Raw genomic sequence first — 14,635 nt, 5'->3', positions numbered from 1 at the left:
GGTTCCTCACTCGGCCGGCGCACGTTCGCTCCTCGTCGGCCCCTCGTTCGGCGTGCCGTCGCACTGTCACCACTGTTCGAGCGCCCACGCGGGTCGTGCGCCCCCGTACGACCCTGGCGCGCCCTGGCGGGGGAGATGCGGTCGACGGGAAGATAGGGTCTTCGCCGCGTGCGCGGCGGTCGTCGTCAGGGGAGGAGTGGTTGCGATGGGTGAGCACGAGAAGCCCGCGCCGGACCCGGGCCAGGGCACCCCGCCGCCCGGGAACTCGGACGGGCAGGTACCGCCCCCGCCGCCAGGCACCGGCAAGCGGCGCAAGTAGGCGCGGTGGCAGAGGAATTGGACCTGCCGTCGTACCGCGACCGGCTCGACCGGACGATGGCGGAACGCGGCGCGTGGCCCGAGGGCTCGCCGTGGGTGCGTGACGCGGTGGCGGCACTGCCCCGGGACGGGTTCGCGCCCGGGCGCCTGTGGCGGTGGGACGGCCTGGCCTGGCAGCCCGTGGACCGGACGGCCGATCCGGCGGGCTGGGCAAGTGAGTTGTACCGTTCGCCGGACGAGGCCGCGGTGACGCAACTCGGCGACGGCCTGCCCACGTCGAGCCTGTCCTGCCAGGCCGTGGTCGCCGACATGGCGGACAGCCTGCGGCTGGAACCCGGGCAGCGCGTCCTCGAACTCGGCACCGGCAGCGGCTGGAACGCGGCACTACTGGCGCGGCGCGCCGGGCCCGGCCGGGTGGTCAGCGTCGAGGCGGACGCGGCTCTCGCCGCCGCCGCGGCGGAACGGCTCGCCGCCGCCGGCCTGGGCGTCGAAGTCCGCACCGGCGACGGCGACTTGGGCGCGCCCGGCGGGCCCCCGTTCGACCGGGTGATCGCCACCTACGCCGTCGAGGAGATCCCCTGGGCGTGGATCGAACAGACCGCCCCCGGCGGACGGATCGTCACCCCCTGGGGCCGCCTCGGCCACGTCGCGCTCACCGTCGCCGAGGACGGCAAGTCCGCCACCGGCTGGATGCAGGGCCTGGCCCGGTTCATGCCCACCCGCACCCAACACGCCCACCAGCAGCGGACGTTCGCCGAAATCCGCGGCACCGCAGAACCTGATCGCCGAGGCGCCACCGACCGCGACCCGGCCCAACTCGCCGACCCGTGGGGCCTGGGCTTCGCCCTGCGCGTCGCCCTCCCCGACCTGACCGTCCGCACCGGCCACGACCAGGACGGCACCAGCGCGTGGATCACCGACGGCCACTCCTCCTGGGCCGTCCTCTCCGCCCGCCCCACCGGCGGCGCCTGGACCACCCAGGGCGGCCCCCGCCGGCTCGCCGACGAACTCGAAACCGCCTGGACCGGATGGGAGACCGCCGGCCACCCCGGCGTCTACGACTACGGCCTCACCCGCACCCCCACCGAGCAGTACGCCTGGGCCAACGACCCTGACACCGGCCCCCGCTGGCCCGCGATCGGCTGCCCGCCGGGGGAGCGGCGCGGCCCGACGCCGGTGTGACGGCCGGGCAAGGCCTCCGGCTCAGCCCAGCGAGGCGGCGAACGCGCCTGCGGCGGCGTTCTCCGCGGACAGCATGATCTTCCCGCGGTGTCCCACCTCGACCTGGTAGAACTTCGGTCCGGTTGGCACCATCGGTACCAGCACGTGCAGCTTGCAGGTGGTCCCGACCCGCTTGGCGTCGGCCAGCGCCCCGACGGCGACCACCTGGCCGGTCGCGTCGTAGACCGTGACCGCGGTGCCTTCGGAGATGTCGTCGTACCCCCGCAATCCGGCACAGGAGCCGTCCTCGGTGGCGGCGTTCGAGCCCGTCAGCGACATCCAGCCGCTCAGCGTGAACACCTTCGGCGTCGACTGCCGCCCGGCTGAAGCCTGCTCGGAGCCGGAGAGCCACCAGGCCGCGCCGACGCCGCCCGCGCCGACGAGCACCCCCGCCACGCCGGCTGCGACCGGGAGCAGCCAGCGCCGCGTGCGAGCGGCGGGGGCGCCTGCGGTGGGCGGTTCTGCGGGCATGGGCGGAACGGTGACTTCGGCGAGGTTCTCTTCGAGCATGGGCCCGAGCGTCGCAGCTTCTTCACGAAGCCGGGGAAGCAGTGTCTGAACTGTGATGATCGACGTCGTGATGACCGCTGGTCCCGGCCGGATCCGGGGGGCGGCGGGTGGGTGTGGGGCCGCTAGGGTCTGAGGGTGATGCGTGAGTGGGTGGAGCGGGCGGTTCCCGGGCCCTGGTCGTGGCGGCTGGTGGTCCGCGAGGTGCTGGGCGGGCTCGTGGTGTGCGGGCTGGCGGCGCTGTGTCAGATGGCGGACGGCGGGACGTGGCCGACGGGGCTGGTGGTGGGCGCGGCGGGGGTGCTGTTCCTGCTGCGGCGGGGGCTGCCGGGGCCGGTGCTGGTGCTGTCGGCGGTGGGTGTCGGCGGGCCGAGCGGGTTCCTGCCGCTGCTGGTCGCGGCGGGGTACTCGGCGGGCCGCCGGATCACCAAGCCCTGGTACGCGCCGGTGGTCTTCACGATCGGCTTCGTGCTGAACTTCGCGGCGGGCGTGCTGCAGAACCGCCGCGACCACTTCCCGCTACCCGCGCTGCTCGGCATCTGCGTGGTCGGCTACCTGCTGCTGGGCGTGCTGCCCGCCCTGTTCGGCCGGTACCGGGCGCAGCGGACCGCGCTGCTCGACAGCCTGCGCGAACGCAACGAGCAGCTGATCCGGGAGCGCGTGATGATCGCCCATCAGGCGAGGCTGCGCGAACGCCACCGGATCGCCCAGGACATGCACGACAGCCTCGGCCACCAGCTCGCGCTGATCGCCGTGCACACCGGCGCGCTGGAGGTGGACCGCACGCTCGGCGAGCGGCAGCGCGAGGCGGTCGGGGTGCTGCGGCAGGCCGCGACCGGCGCGATGCGCGAACTGCGCCAGGTGGTCGGCCTGTTGAAGGAGGACTCGGCTCCGGCGGCGGGCGGCGTGGACGCGATCGACCGGCTGGCGGAGAACTCGCAGGCGGCGGGCACGAACGTGGAGCTGCGGCACGAGGGCGCGCCGCGCGAACTCGCCGCCGCCACCGGCCACGCCGCGTACCGGATCGCCCAGGAGGGCCTGACGAACGCGCACAAGCACGCGCAGGGCGCGCTGATCGTGCTGACGGTCCGGTACGAGCGGGACTCGGTGATCGTGGAGGTGGTGAACGGCCCCGGCGGGGACGGCACTTCGGCGGTGTCCGGCGGCCAGGGCCTGACCGGCCTGCGCGAGCGGGCCCGGCTGCTCGGTGGCGCGATACAGGCCACCGCGCAGCCGGACGGCGGGTTCCGGCTGACCGGACGGCTTCCGTACACCTCGGACGGGGCGCTGGCGGCGATCCCCGAGGAAGAGGAACTGCGGGAACTGGCCGGGGAGCTGATCGGCCCCGAGAAACGCCGCCGGAGCCCCGCGATGGGCTGCGCACTGGGCGCGGCCGCGGTGCTGGGCGTGGTCGCGGTGGTCGGCGTGATCGGCGTGCTGATGTTCGTCAGCTCGATGCGCGACGCCACCGTGTCGACCAAGCTGTACGACTCGGTGGAGGTCGGCCAGTCCGAGGGAATGGTGAACGCCCGGCTGCCGGTCGGCAGCGACTTCCTGACCGGCGACTTCAAGAAGTACGGCCCGCCGGTGCCGGACGGCGCGCACTGCCGCTGGTTCGCGGGTGACCTGAAGATCAGCACCGGCGACGGCCAGGACGTGACGCGGTTCTGCTTCAAGGACGGCCTGCTGCTCGAGAAGCAGCACTACCAGACCCGGCCGACCGACCGGCCCTCGTCCGGTGCGGGCGTCAACTCATCGGGATCCCCAGCTCCTTGATCCGCTTCGCGTGCTCGTCATGGATCCTGGCCAGGGCCTGCGGACGGAACGGGTCGTCGGCGGCGATCGCCGCCGCGGCCTCCAACGCCTCGTCCAGCAGGCGCAGTTGGATGTCACGGCGGAGCAATACCGGGTGGTGGCGGGTCAGTTCGATGGCCGCGAGGGCCAGCTTCGGCAGGTGCACCTGCGGGTTGTCCCGGGCCAGCAGGCGGTGCGCCCGGTAGGCCTGCCACGGGGTGGGGGCTTCGCTGCCGGCCAGCAGCACCCGGGCACGCAGGGCCATTTCCTGATCGACGTGTGCGGACACACGACTCCCATCAACTCGTCCAACGGGGGGAATGCGGACGAGTCTGCGCCCGAACGAACCGCTCGGACAAGGGAAAACAGCTGTGCTCCCGGTCCTACCGCGAGCGCCCGTGAACAGGCAGAATAGGGGTCGACACGCTGCCGGAGCCGGCGGCGGCGGCCAACCGGGCCTCGACCGCGTCGAGTTCGGCACACGCCTCGGCGCGCAGCGCGGGCAGCAGAGTGAGAGCGGCACGGGCCGCGTCCCGGTCGGGCTCCGGATCCCGGTGCGCCGCGGCGACGGCCTCGCGCAGCGGCAGCGTGGCCAGCGCCGTCTCCCACGCGGCGCGGTGCACGCCCGTCGCATAGCGGAACGTCAGGTACTCCAGCGGGCTCAGCGCCAGCGCGTCCTGGTCGGCCGGGCCGGCCAGTCGGTGCTCGGGCAGCAGCCAGGCAAACACCGTCGCGGGCCACCAGGTCGAACGCGCGGGCCAGGTCCGGCGCGCTGGAGCCGCGGGCGGTGGCGGTCGACGCGGCCGCCAACAGCCGCTCCAGCATGGCCGCTTCACGCGGATCGGCGGTCCGGTCCGGATGCTCCTGATCGGCGAGCAACTGCTCCAGGTGGTAGCGCTGCCCCCAACTGCCCACCGAGCGGTGCATCGCCCCCGCCCGGGTCTCCCGGATCGCGGCCAGCACCAGCGCCCGCGTGGTCAGATCACGCCGCACCGCGAACCGGTCCCCGTCCGGGAACAGCCGCTCCAGCGCACAGCGCACCGCGGCGACGGTCGGCCCGTCGTACCAGCGAAGCGTCCAGCGGTGCCCGGCCTGCTCGTACTGCGGCTCGATCGGGACGCGGAACTGCACGGACAGCCGGTCGGCGATCCGCCGCGCCTGCGGGCCGCGCTGCGGCCTGGGGGAGGGGGAGGGGGTGTGCATGGCCGGAGACTAGCCAGCACCCTGCGGGGCGGCGGGCGACGCGCGGGGCGGCTCAGCCGTTCGCCGCAGCGCCCGCAGCCGTCCGGGCCGGGGCCGCCACCGGACGCGGCGCGGGCACCCGCCGACCCGCCGCCACCTGCGAATTCACCGGCCGTGCGGCGGCGCGGCCGCACGGCGCGGTGAACTCGATCGCGGCCAGCCGGGCCGCCGACGCGCGCGGCAGCAGCACCACCGACGCCACCCCCGCCGGCAGCGGCGCATCCGCCGTGACCAGCGCGCGCAGCGCCGCACCCGCCCGGCGGTGGCGCGCGAACGCGTACCGCGACACCCGGCGGCCACGCCGTCGCTGGCCGTCCGCGGCCTGCGCGGCCGTGGCGTCCAGCAACAACAGGTGCAGCCGCCGCCCCTGCCGGTGCGCGGCACGGGCGATCGCCCGGCGCACCCACGGCAACGCCCCGCAGTCGTGCACCACCAGCGGCCCGCCCGCCCGCAACGCCGCGTGCAGCCGCAGATAGTGGGCGCCGCGCACCAGCGGCCGGTACAGCGCGTACGGAACGCCCGGCAGGGCGGCGGCGAAACGCTGCCGGGTGTGCTGGGAATCGATCACCCGGGCCCGGGCGCAGCGCGCCATCAAGGTGCTCTTGCCGCTGCCGGGCAGACCCGAGACCACCAGGACGTCGTTCGCCGGATAGGCCAGCACGGCCGGCGCCGGACGGTCCGTAAGATCGTGCCGGGCGTGCGGACGCAGCAAGTGATGCACACGGGCCCCCTCAAGAGTGTGCCAACGGAACGTCATGTCAACGTCATGCCCCGGGCATTGGGTTCCAGACCTGCGGCAATGCGCCTGTGACGCGGCTGTGGCCGTTCCCGGACACCCTGCACGCTTTCCGAACAAAGATCCGTGGCAGGGTGGACCGATGCGAACGGCCCCCACAGCACGCGCGTGAGGGGACAGAGGGGAATGGGTGGGCACAGATGAGGTTCTGCTTCCTGGTCGAGGAGCACTACCGCCACGACGGGATGCCGCTGGAGGTGGTCCACCACCTGCGGGCGGCCGGCCACCGGGTGGACGTACTGCGCCCCGGCGCCGAACTGCTCGACCTCGCCCGGCTGATACGCAGCGGCACCCATGACGCCTGGGTGCTGAAGACCGTCTCCGGCGGGCCCGGCCTCGGCCTGCTGGAATCCGCCGCCGCGGCCGGACTCACCACCGTCAACGACGCCCGGGCGATCCGGCCGGTCCGCGACAAGGCGCAGACCGCCGTGGTCGCCGCCCTGCACGGCCTGCCGATGCCCCGCACCTGGGCCGCCGCCGACCCTGCCGCGTTCGCCGCGATACCCGAACGGCACTACCCGCTGGTCGTCAAACCCGCCGACGGCTCCTCCGGGCGCGCCGTCCACCTCGTCCAGCACCCCTCCCAGCTCGCCGAGCTGGCGGGCACCTTGGACGGGGGCCCTTCGGGCGGGGGCCTGCAGATCGCGCAGCCGTACATCGCCAACGACGGACTCGACCTCAAGGTGTACTGCGCGGGCGGCGAGTTCTTCGCCACCCAGCGCACCTCGCCGCTGCACCCGCACCGGCCCGCCACCGAACGGCCCGTCCCGCTGCCCCGCGAAGTCGCCGCACTCGCCGCGCAGGTCGGCGAAGTGTTCGGCCTCGACCTGTACGGCCTCGACGTACTGATCGGACCCGACGGACCGACCGTCGTCGACATCAACGACTTCCCGAGCTTCCGGCAAGTACCGCACGCCGTCGAACGGGTCGCCGACGCCGTGGTCCGCCTGGCCCGCACCGGCTCCTCCTGGCCGACCCCCGACGCCGGTGCGCTGCTCACGCCTACCCCCGCCCCCGCCCCCGCGCCCGCCCCTGCGCCCGCCTCGGCCTCGGCCGCCCGGTGAGGGCGCTGCGCATCGCGGTCCTGGCCCGCGACCCCGACCACCCGCTGCTCGCCGCCACCCGCGAACTCCTGGCCGCAGACGGCCATTCGACGGTGCCGGCCGGCCAGGACGCGGACCTGCTGCTGCTCAAGGCACGCAGCGCCGCCGCGCTCCAACTCGCCCGCCGCTACGAACAGGCCGGCACCGCCGTGCTCAACTCCGTCGCCGCCACCGCGTTCTGCCAGGACCGCACGGCGATGGAACAGCGCGCCCGCCGCGCCGGCCTGCCGTTCGCGCCCACCGTCGCCGACGGCCCGCTCGGCGAACTCGGCTGGACCGGCCCCGTGGTGGTGAAGAGCAGGCACAGCCGGCGCGAAGACCTGGTGGCCCGGGCCGACACTCCTGAACAGTGGCAGGCATTGATCGATCGCTGGGCGCCCGAACCGGTCATCACCCAGCGGCCGATCGCCGGCGACGGCTGGGACCGCAAACTCTGGGTGGTCGACGGGCAGGTGTTCGCCGAACAGCGCCGCTCCGAACTCCACCCCGGCGGCCCCGCCCGCCGCCCCTGGACACCCGGCCCCGAAGAACGCGCCCTCGCACTCGCCGCCGGCGCCGCCTTCGGCCTCGAGGTGTACGGCATCGACCTGCTGCCCGGACCCGACGGCCCGATCGCCGTCGACGTCAACGCCTTCCCCGGCATCCGCCACCAGCCCGGCGCGCCCGAGGCACTGGCCGCACTCGCCGTCCGGGTTGCCATGGCCGCCGCAGACGGTCGAGACGCGGACGTGGGCCCGCCGCGGCTCGGGTCGTTGGCACGCGGCTGACCTGCGAACGCCGCCCGCCGGAGGCCCGGTTCCACCCGCGCCCTGCCCGACCGCGACGCCCCCGGCGACCCGTCGGTCCACCCCCACGGTCCAATCTGCGAGAATCGGGCGTCGAACGGGGGCCAACGGACGAGGAGGAACGCAGTGCGCGAGGAGGAACCGCGGTCGCGGCTTCCCCAGCTCCGGCTGGACGAACTGCTGGCCGAACTGCAGGCCCGGATCGACGTGGCCCGCGGTACTCGGGACCGGGTGCACAGCCTGCTGGAGGCCGTGCTCTCGGTCGGCCGGGAGCTGGAACTCACCCAGGTGCTGCGCCGGATCGTCGAGGCGGCAGCCGTCCTCGCCGACGCCAAATACGCGGCACTCGGCGTGATCGGCGCCGACGGCGACACCCTCTCCCAGTTCCTCACCGTCGGCCTCAACGAAGCGGAAATCGCCAAGATCGGCCCCTACCCCACCGGCAAGGGCCTGCTCGGCGAACTCATCCGCCACCCCGAACCGCTGCGCCTGGACGACCTCCGCGAACACCCGGCGTCCACCGGCTGCCCCGCCCACCACCCCGAGATGCGCACCTTCCTGGGCCTGCCGGTCCGGGTCCGCGACGAGGTGTTCGGCAACATCTACCTGACCGACAAGCGCGGCGCCGCCGGATTCGACGACGACGACGAATCGGTCATCGCCACCCTCGCCGTCGCGGCGGGCGTCGCGATTGACAACGCCCGCCTGTACGAGGAGGCGCAGCGCCGCCAGCGCTGGCTGACCGCCACCGCCGAGATCAACCGCCGCCTGCTGTCCGGCAGCTCCCGCACCCAGGTGGTCGAGCTGATAGCTCAGCGGGCGTGCGACATCAGCGGCGCCCGGCAGGCCGACGTGCTCACCGTGCTGCCCGACGGCAACGGCCTGCACATGGAACTCTCCCTCGGTGGCGACCTGACCGGCCGGGCCGGCGCGGACGTCCCGCTGGAGGGCACCATTTCCGGCGCGGCCTGCGCCCAGGGCGCGCCCGTGACCTCGCACGTCCTCGCCGAGGACCCGCGCTTCCCTGCCCGCGCCGACCGCTACGCGGGCCTCGGCCCCGCCGTCGCGGTGCCGCTGGGCCGGGCCGAGGGCCACACCGAGGGCGTGCTGCTACTGGTCCGGGCGAGCGGTGAACCGGAGTTCACCGAGCGTGAGATCGAACCGCTGCTGGCCTTCGCCGACCAGGCCGCGCTGGCCCTGGAGCTCGCCGAACGGCGGCGCGACGCCGAACAGTTGGCCGTCCTGGAGGACCGCGACCGGATCGCCCGCGACCTGCACGACCTGGCCATCCAGCGCCTGTTCGCCACCGGCATGACGCTGCAGAGCGCGTCCCGCTTCATCGACCACCCCGGGGCCTCCGACCGCGTGCTGCGGGCGGTCGGCGACCTGGACGAAACCATCAAGATCATCCGGTCGACGATCTTCGGACTGCGGGTCCGCGAGGCCGGTGCCGGCCAGGGCCTGCGCGCCCGCGCCGTCCACGTGGTCGAAGAAGCCCACTCCGCGCTCGGCTTCGCCCCCCGCCTCAGCATGGAGGGCCTGCTCGACACCGACGTCCCGCCCGCCGTCGCCGACCACCTGGTGGCCGTCCTCGGCGAAGCGCTCAGCAACGCCGCCCGGCACGCCAAGGCCGGCCGCGTCGAGGTCGCCCTCCAGGCCACCGGCAGCCAGGTCGTCCTCACCGTCCAGGACGACGGCGTCGGCATCCCCGCCCAGGGCCGCCGCAGCGGCCTGCGCAACCTCGAGGAACGCGCCCACTCCCTCGGCGGCACCCTCACCGTCACCGCCCCGCCCAACGGCGGGACCACCCTCAACTGGACGGCCCCACTGAGGCATTGAGGCCTCTGCGTTTCCGGAATTCGGTGGTCGGCGCTTGTGTAGTCCCTTCAGAATGATCTCCGCCAAGTGGCGTTGACGTTCGACCGAAGGGGAGCGTGGCTGTGACGATCGCGCACCAGCTGTATCTGGCGACCGAGGAACCGGCGGAGCAGATCGCCGCCAGGGTCAGCCGGCTGTACCGGGAGAAGGGCCTCAGCGAAGAGCCCCCCGCTCTCGGGGAGCTGCTCGACGTCTCCGGGGCCGCGACCGCGCGCGGGACGAGGATCCACGTTTCGGCTCGGTCGGGGTATCCGGTCGACACCGTCGACCGCGAGTTCGGGGTGCCCTCGAAGATCGAGCTGTGGATCGAGCCGGCCCGGTACGAGCCGTCCGGCCCGCAGGAGGAGGACATCATCGCGCTGGTTCTGGGCCTGCTGGCGGAGCTCCCGGTGGACGCGGTCCTCACCTACAACTACGAGACCGTCTGGCTGCTGCGGCGCGGGGAGGACCTCGTCCTGCACGAGGACTCCCTTATGTGGCCCGAGCACTGGCGGGCGATGATCGACGGGCCGTACCGGCGGGAGAGCCTTCGGTTCTGAGGCTCAAAGCAGCGCCTGTTCGTCCGGTTCCGCCGCCGCCCGTTCCGTCGACGCCCGTTCCGCTGCCGCCCGCGCTGTCTGCCGCTCGCGAGCCCACGCCGCCAGCGGCTGGAGCGCGTCGTTGAGGCGCGCGCCGTCCTCCGTCAGCGAGTACTCGACGCGGGGCGGCACCTCGTCGTAGGAGACCCGGCGCACCACACCGTCGGCCTCCAGCTCGCGCAGGTGGGAGGCCAGGACCTTCTCGGTGATGCCCGGCAGCAGTCGGCGCAACTCGCCGAAACGGCAGCACGGTTGCTCGTGGAGCGCCCACAGGATCAGCACCTTCCACTTGCCGCCGATCACCTCCATCGCGGCGTCGATCCCGCAGACGTGTCCCTCCGGCGTACCCGGTCGGTTCAGCGTCGTCATGCCCCACCCTCCTGACCTGCTCACTCACCCCGGGGTAACCACCCACTGCCAAGTGCGTACTTGATCACTTCCGGGTCCTGGACCAGCCTAATCGGCATGGCACAGAACACTGTTGAGAACACCACCACCACCGCTGACCGCACCCCGGTGACTCTGCTCGGCCTCGGCACCATGGGCACCGCACTGGCCCGCACCTGGCTTGCCGCCGGCCACCCGCTCACCGTCTGGAACCGTACCCCCGCCCGCGCCGAGGCCCTCGCCGCCGAGGGCGCGAAGGTCGCCGACGCCGCCGCCGAGGCGGTCGCCGCGAACAGCCTGATCGTCGTCTGCCTGCTGGACGACACCTCGGTCGGCGACGTCCTGGCCGGGACCGACCTGACCGGCCGGGACGTCGTCAACCTCACCACCAGCACCCCCGCCCAGGCCCGCGCCCGCGCCGAGTGGGCCCGCGAGCGCGGCGCGCGCTACCTGGACGGCGGCATCATGGCCGTCCCGCCGATGGTCGGCATCCCGCAGGCCGGCGGCTACGTCTTCTACAGCGGCTCGCACGACCTGTTCGACCGCCACCGGCCGACCCTCGCCGTCCCGCTCGCCACCACCTACGTCGGCGAGGACCCGGGCTTCGCCGCCCTGCACGACGTCGCCCTGCTCAGCGCCATGTACGGAATGCTGGCCGGCGCCGCCCACGCCTTCGCCCTGATCCGCAAGGAGAACATCGACCCCACCACCCTCGCCCCCCTCCTCGCCGACTGGCTCACCGCGATGGCCCCGTCCGTCCACCAGACCGCCGACCACCTCCGCACCGGCGACTACACCACCGGCGTCGTCTCCAACCTCGCCATGCAGGTCGCCGGCACCCCTACCTTCCTGCGCACCGCCGAGGAGCAGGGCGTCAGCCCCGAACTCATCACCCCTTACTTCGAGTTGATGCGCCGCCGGCTGGCCGGGGCCAGCGGGGAGGAGGATCTCACGGGCGTGATCGACCTGCTGGCACGCTGACCGGCCGAGGCGGACCGTTCAAGGCGGGCGCGTTGAGTGGGTGGCAAGTGGGCGGCAATCGGGCGAACGTACGGTCGGGGCTCATACCGGGACATCGCACACCGGGCGGTCCCGCCGGCCGTGGAGAGAGGCCTGATGCTACGCAAACTTCCGATGGCGGTCGTGTCACTACTGACGTTGGTGGCGTCGTTCCTGGTCACCGCGCCCGCCGTGCACGCGGCCAGTCCGTGTGATGCGCCCGAGCCGCCGCCGTCCTGCAACACGCCCCCGCCGGATGGCGGGTCGGGGACGCCGCCGACGCCGAGACAGGTGCCGTACAGCTATCCGGAGTCGTTGACGCTCAGCGGCTGGTGCGTGGACGTGCCCAATGGGTCGCCGGTCACCGGGAACGTGATCCAGATCTGGGGGTGCAACAACTCCGGTCCGCAGCGGTGGATTTCGCGGCCGGTGGGGAACGGGGTGTCGTGGGTGAACGTCGGCTCGGGGAAGTGCCTGGACGTCAAGTGGGGCGCCTCGGCCGACGGCACCTCCGTCTGGCAGTGGGACTGCAACGGGACGCCCGCGCAGGTGTGGCGTGACGAGCCGTCGCCCTTCGGTGGCCGGCAACTGGTCAACGCGGGCAGCGGGAAGTGTCTGGACGTCCCGAACGCGGACTTCCGTTTCGGCAACCCGCTGCAGATCTGGGACTGCCACGACAGTCCGGCCCAGCGGCTCGGCCGCCAGGCGGTTCAGCCGTGGCCGGGCTCGCGGCTGCGGCCGATCTACGCGATCGCGCACAACCTCAACTCCGCGGACCGGGTCGGTTCGGCGCTCGACGCCGGATACAACGCCATCGAGGTCGACGCCGCCAACCACGCGTACGGGGGCTGCTTCGTCGACAACTGGGAATGGGTGGCGTGCGACGTCGGCAACCCGGCGTCCGAGAACGTCGACAGCGGCAACGTGGACCGCAAGCGGGTGTCGGCGATCTTCGACGAGATGGCCGCCCAGCGCCGCGCCGGACGCAACCTCACGCTGGTCTGGGTCGACATCAAGAACCCCGAGAACCGCGACCTCGGCACGCTGAAGGCGCTGGCCAGGGACAAGCTGGTGGCGAACGGCATCCAGGTGATCTACGAGGTGACCTGGGGCAACGACAAGCGCACCCTCTGGGACGACGTCAAGCGGGACCTCACCCCGTCCGAGGGCGTGATGGTCACCGGGACGTACCAGGACGCCAGCATCGCCTTCTCCTACAACGGCGGCGGCGTCAACTTCCAGCACCGGCTGGTCGACGACGGCTCCGCGATCTTCGCCACCGCCGTCGGGACCTGCGGCAACGACGGCAGCGACAAGGTCGCCGGCCTGAAGCAGAGCACCGCGATCCGTGACTCCGGCTATCTGACGGGCGTCTTCTCCTGGACCATCGGCTCCTCCTCCGGCGCCGCCGCATGCGCCGCCCGACTGCTCGGCGAGGCGGGCGTGGACGGCCTGATCGCCGGCTACAAGCTCAACGACTACCAGCGCTCCGGCGATACCGACCAGGCCGTGAAGAACATCACCGACTGGGTCAACGCCCACACCGACCGGGCACGCCTGGCGACGATCCAGGACACGGTCTTCGCCTGAGAGCCGCCGGAAGCCCGCCCCCGGGAAAGATACCCCCGGGGGCCGGCCTTTCGTCGCCCCACCACTCGCCCGGCGGTAGTAGCTGTGGCAGCACGGCCGCTCCCAACGGGTCAGCCGCGCCGCCGGCACCCGGGCGCGGTCCGCCTGTGGGAGGAGGCCGGATCCGCCCGGGAGTGGACGTGCTGATCCGCTCCCGGGCGGACGTCAACCACCGTGCCTGAAGCCTAAGTTCGGGGACATGACCAGTTTCCGCCGCGCGGCCGTGACCGCCGCGCTTGCCCTCGTCCTGCCGCTGCCGGTCGTCGCTGCGGCTCCCGCCTTCGCCGCTGCCCCGCCGGTGTCCGCCGCCGCCCCTGTGGCGGCCGGGTTCTCGGCCTCGCTGCCGCGCCCGACCGGACCGTACGCGGTCGGGCGGGACCTGCTGCACCTCGTCGACCGGAACCGCCAGGACCCGTGGGTGCCGTCGGCGGGACCGCGGCAGCTGATGGTGTCGATGTACTACCCGGCCCGGGCCGGGAGCGGGACGCCCGTGCCCTACATGACCACCGAGGAGGCCCGGCTGCTGCTGGAGAGGAAGACGCCGACCGCCCCCATTCCACCCGAGGCGGTGGCCGGCGTCGGCACCTGGGCGCGGGTGGACGCGCGCCCGGTGGGCGGCCGTTTCCCGCTGGTGCTGCTCTCGCCCGGATTCACCTTCCCCCGGGCCCTGTTCAGCAGCGTCGCCGAGGACCTGGCCAGCCGCGGCTACGTGGTGGCGCTGATCGACCACACCTACGAGTCCACGGGCGTCACCTTCCCGGACGGCCGGACGCTCCCCTGCGCGATCTGCGACCAGCCGCCGGAGGGCGGGCTGCCGGCCATCGCCGAGAGCCGGGCGAAGGACGCCTCGTTCGTCATCGACCGGCTGACGTCGGACAGTTCGCCGTGGGAGCGGGCCCACCTGATCGACCACCGGCGGATCGGCATGGCCGGGCACTCCATCGGCGGTGACGCCGCCGCCGTGACCATGGCCAACGACCGCCGGGTGCGGGCGGGCGTGAACATGGACGGCACGTTCTTCGCGCCCGTCCCGGCCGGCGGCCTCGACGGACGGCCGTTCCTGCTGTTCGCCGCCGGGGTGCACGACGACCCGGGCACGGACCCCAGCTGGGACGAGGCCTGGTCCCGGCTGGACGGCTGGAAGCGCTGGCTCACCGTCGCCGGAGCCGACCACGGCACCTTCAGCGACCTGGAGCTGCTCGCCAAGGCCGCGGGCATGCCCGGCAAGCCCGGGGCGATCGACCCGGTGCGCGGGCTGGCGGTCACCCGGACGTACCTCGCCGCCTTCTTCGACCTCCAGCTGAAGGGCAAGCCGCAGCCGCTGCTGGACGGGCCGTCCCCGGACCAGCCGGAGGTGTCCGTCCAACTCCCTTAGCGCACGCGGTCGGTGTCCCCGTT

General features: G+C 73.4%; 14 protein-coding genes. 9 read left to right on the top strand and 5 right to left on the bottom strand.

Annotated elements, in window-relative coordinates; translation table 11 throughout:
* The first annotated feature begins 324 nt into the window (after positions 1-324).
* Positions 325-1,500, top strand: coding sequence for a methyltransferase domain-containing protein (locus tag ACFYS8_RS18295; protein ID WP_387642437.1), 1,176 nt, complete (start codon positions 325-327; stop codon positions 1,498-1,500).
* 21 nt (positions 1,501-1,521) lie between these two features.
* On the opposite strand, the gene ACFYS8_RS18290 is transcribed toward ACFYS8_RS18295, so the two are convergent.
* The gene (locus ACFYS8_RS18290; protein WP_387642436.1) at positions 1,522-2,049 is read right to left on the bottom strand and encodes a hypothetical protein; all 528 of its coding nucleotides are present in this window, start codon (positions 2,047-2,049) and stop codon (positions 1,522-1,524) included.
* Positions 2,050-2,187: 138 nt separating this feature from the next.
* Between ACFYS8_RS18290 and ACFYS8_RS18285 the strand changes: the two genes are divergently transcribed.
* Positions 2,188-3,822, top strand: a complete 1,635-nt coding sequence (locus ACFYS8_RS18285) for a sensor histidine kinase (RefSeq protein ID WP_387642434.1) — start codon at positions 2,188-2,190, stop codon at positions 3,820-3,822.
* Here the strand turns inward: ACFYS8_RS18285 and ACFYS8_RS18280 are convergent.
* The 3 genes from ACFYS8_RS18280 to ACFYS8_RS18270 all read right to left on the bottom strand — a co-directional run bounded on the left by ACFYS8_RS18280 (position 3,794) and on the right by ACFYS8_RS18270 (position 5,743).
* A complete protein-coding gene (locus ACFYS8_RS18280; protein WP_387642433.1) occupies positions 3,794-4,105 on the bottom strand; it encodes a hypothetical protein in 312 nt (103 codons plus the stop codon). The two genes, ACFYS8_RS18285 and ACFYS8_RS18280, sit on opposite strands and share 29 nt — an antisense overlap.
* 118 nt (positions 4,106-4,223) lie before the next feature.
* The gene (locus ACFYS8_RS18275; protein WP_387642431.1) at positions 4,224-4,568 is read right to left on the bottom strand and encodes a hypothetical protein; all 345 of its coding nucleotides are present in this window, start codon (positions 4,566-4,568) and stop codon (positions 4,224-4,226) included.
* Between the two features lie 527 nt (positions 4,569-5,095).
* Complete coding sequence (locus tag ACFYS8_RS18270; protein ID WP_387642429.1) at positions 5,096-5,743, bottom strand: AAA family ATPase; 648 nt, start codon at positions 5,741-5,743, stop codon at positions 5,096-5,098.
* Positions 5,744-6,018: 275 nt separating this feature from the next.
* On the opposite strand from ACFYS8_RS18270, the gene ACFYS8_RS18265 reads away from it, so the two are divergent.
* The 4 genes from ACFYS8_RS18265 to ACFYS8_RS18250 all read left to right on the top strand — a co-directional run bounded on the left by ACFYS8_RS18265 (position 6,019) and on the right by ACFYS8_RS18250 (position 10,183).
* Positions 6,019-6,942 carry a RimK family alpha-L-glutamate ligase gene (locus ACFYS8_RS18265; RefSeq protein ID WP_387642428.1) on the top strand — a complete coding sequence of 308 codons (924 nt, stop codon included), beginning with the start codon at positions 6,019-6,021 and terminating at the stop codon, positions 6,940-6,942.
* On the top strand, positions 6,939-7,748 hold the full coding sequence (locus tag ACFYS8_RS18260) for a RimK family alpha-L-glutamate ligase (protein WP_387642426.1): 810 nt from the start codon (positions 6,939-6,941) through the stop codon (positions 7,746-7,748). The genes ACFYS8_RS18265 and ACFYS8_RS18260 overlap by 4 nt, the downstream gene beginning before the upstream one ends.
* Positions 7,749-7,892: 144 nt before the next feature.
* Complete coding sequence (locus ACFYS8_RS18255; protein WP_387642425.1) at positions 7,893-9,605, top strand: GAF domain-containing protein; 1,713 nt, start codon at positions 7,893-7,895, stop codon at positions 9,603-9,605.
* Positions 9,606-9,706: 101 nt separating this feature from the next.
* Positions 9,707-10,183, top strand: coding sequence for a SitI3 family protein (locus tag ACFYS8_RS18250; protein WP_387642422.1), 477 nt, complete (start codon positions 9,707-9,709; stop codon positions 10,181-10,183).
* A gap of 3 nt (positions 10,184-10,186) precedes the next feature.
* On the opposite strand, the gene ACFYS8_RS18245 is transcribed toward ACFYS8_RS18250, so the two are convergent.
* Positions 10,187-10,591, bottom strand: a complete 405-nt coding sequence (locus ACFYS8_RS18245; protein WP_387642419.1) for a winged helix-turn-helix transcriptional regulator — start codon at positions 10,589-10,591, stop codon at positions 10,187-10,189.
* 96 nt (positions 10,592-10,687) lie between these two features.
* Between ACFYS8_RS18245 and ACFYS8_RS18240 the strand changes: the two genes are divergently transcribed.
* The 3 genes from ACFYS8_RS18240 to ACFYS8_RS18230 all read left to right on the top strand — a co-directional run bounded on the left by ACFYS8_RS18240 (position 10,688) and on the right by ACFYS8_RS18230 (position 14,612).
* Positions 10,688-11,590: an NAD(P)-dependent oxidoreductase gene (locus tag ACFYS8_RS18240; RefSeq protein WP_387642417.1), complete on the top strand. Its 903-nt coding sequence runs from the start codon at positions 10,688-10,690 to the stop codon at positions 11,588-11,590.
* 162 nt (positions 11,591-11,752) lie between these two features.
* Complete coding sequence (locus ACFYS8_RS18235; protein WP_387642415.1) at positions 11,753-13,198, top strand: RICIN domain-containing protein; 1,446 nt, start codon at positions 11,753-11,755, stop codon at positions 13,196-13,198.
* 238 nt (positions 13,199-13,436) lie between these two features.
* On the top strand, positions 13,437-14,612 hold the full coding sequence (locus ACFYS8_RS18230; protein ID WP_387642413.1) for an alpha/beta hydrolase family protein: 1,176 nt from the start codon (positions 13,437-13,439) through the stop codon (positions 14,610-14,612).
* Positions 14,613-14,635 lie beyond the last annotated feature (23 nt).

It is taken from the genome of Kitasatospora sp. NPDC004615, from assembly GCF_042873545.1.
In the GTDB taxonomy this organism is placed as follows: Bacteria; Actinomycetota; Actinomycetes; order Streptomycetales; family Streptomycetaceae; genus Kitasatospora.
This window is presented reverse-complemented; position numbering and strand designations above follow the sequence as displayed.

Bases quoted from the DNA above. Each gene is read 5' to 3' on its own strand.
- ACFYS8_RS18245 (WP_387642419.1), bottom strand. From the start codon at position 10,591: ATGACGACGCTGAACCGACCGGGTACGCCGGAGGGACACGTCTGCGGG.
- ACFYS8_RS18290 (WP_387642436.1), bottom strand. From the start codon at position 2,049: ATGCTCGAAGAGAACCTCGCCGAAGTCACCGTTCCGCCCATGCCCGCA.
- ACFYS8_RS18240 (WP_387642417.1), top strand. From the start codon at position 10,688: ATGGCACAGAACACTGTTGAGAACACCACCACCACCGCTGACCGCACC.
- ACFYS8_RS18280 (WP_387642433.1), bottom strand. From the start codon at position 4,105: ATGGCCCTGCGTGCCCGGGTGCTGCTGGCCGGCAGCGAAGCCCCCACC.
- ACFYS8_RS18285 (WP_387642434.1), top strand. From the start codon at position 2,188: ATGCGTGAGTGGGTGGAGCGGGCGGTTCCCGGGCCCTGGTCGTGGCGG.
- ACFYS8_RS18265 (WP_387642428.1), top strand. From the start codon at position 6,019: ATGAGGTTCTGCTTCCTGGTCGAGGAGCACTACCGCCACGACGGGATG.
- ACFYS8_RS18230 (WP_387642413.1), top strand. From the start codon at position 13,437: ATGACCAGTTTCCGCCGCGCGGCCGTGACCGCCGCGCTTGCCCTCGTC.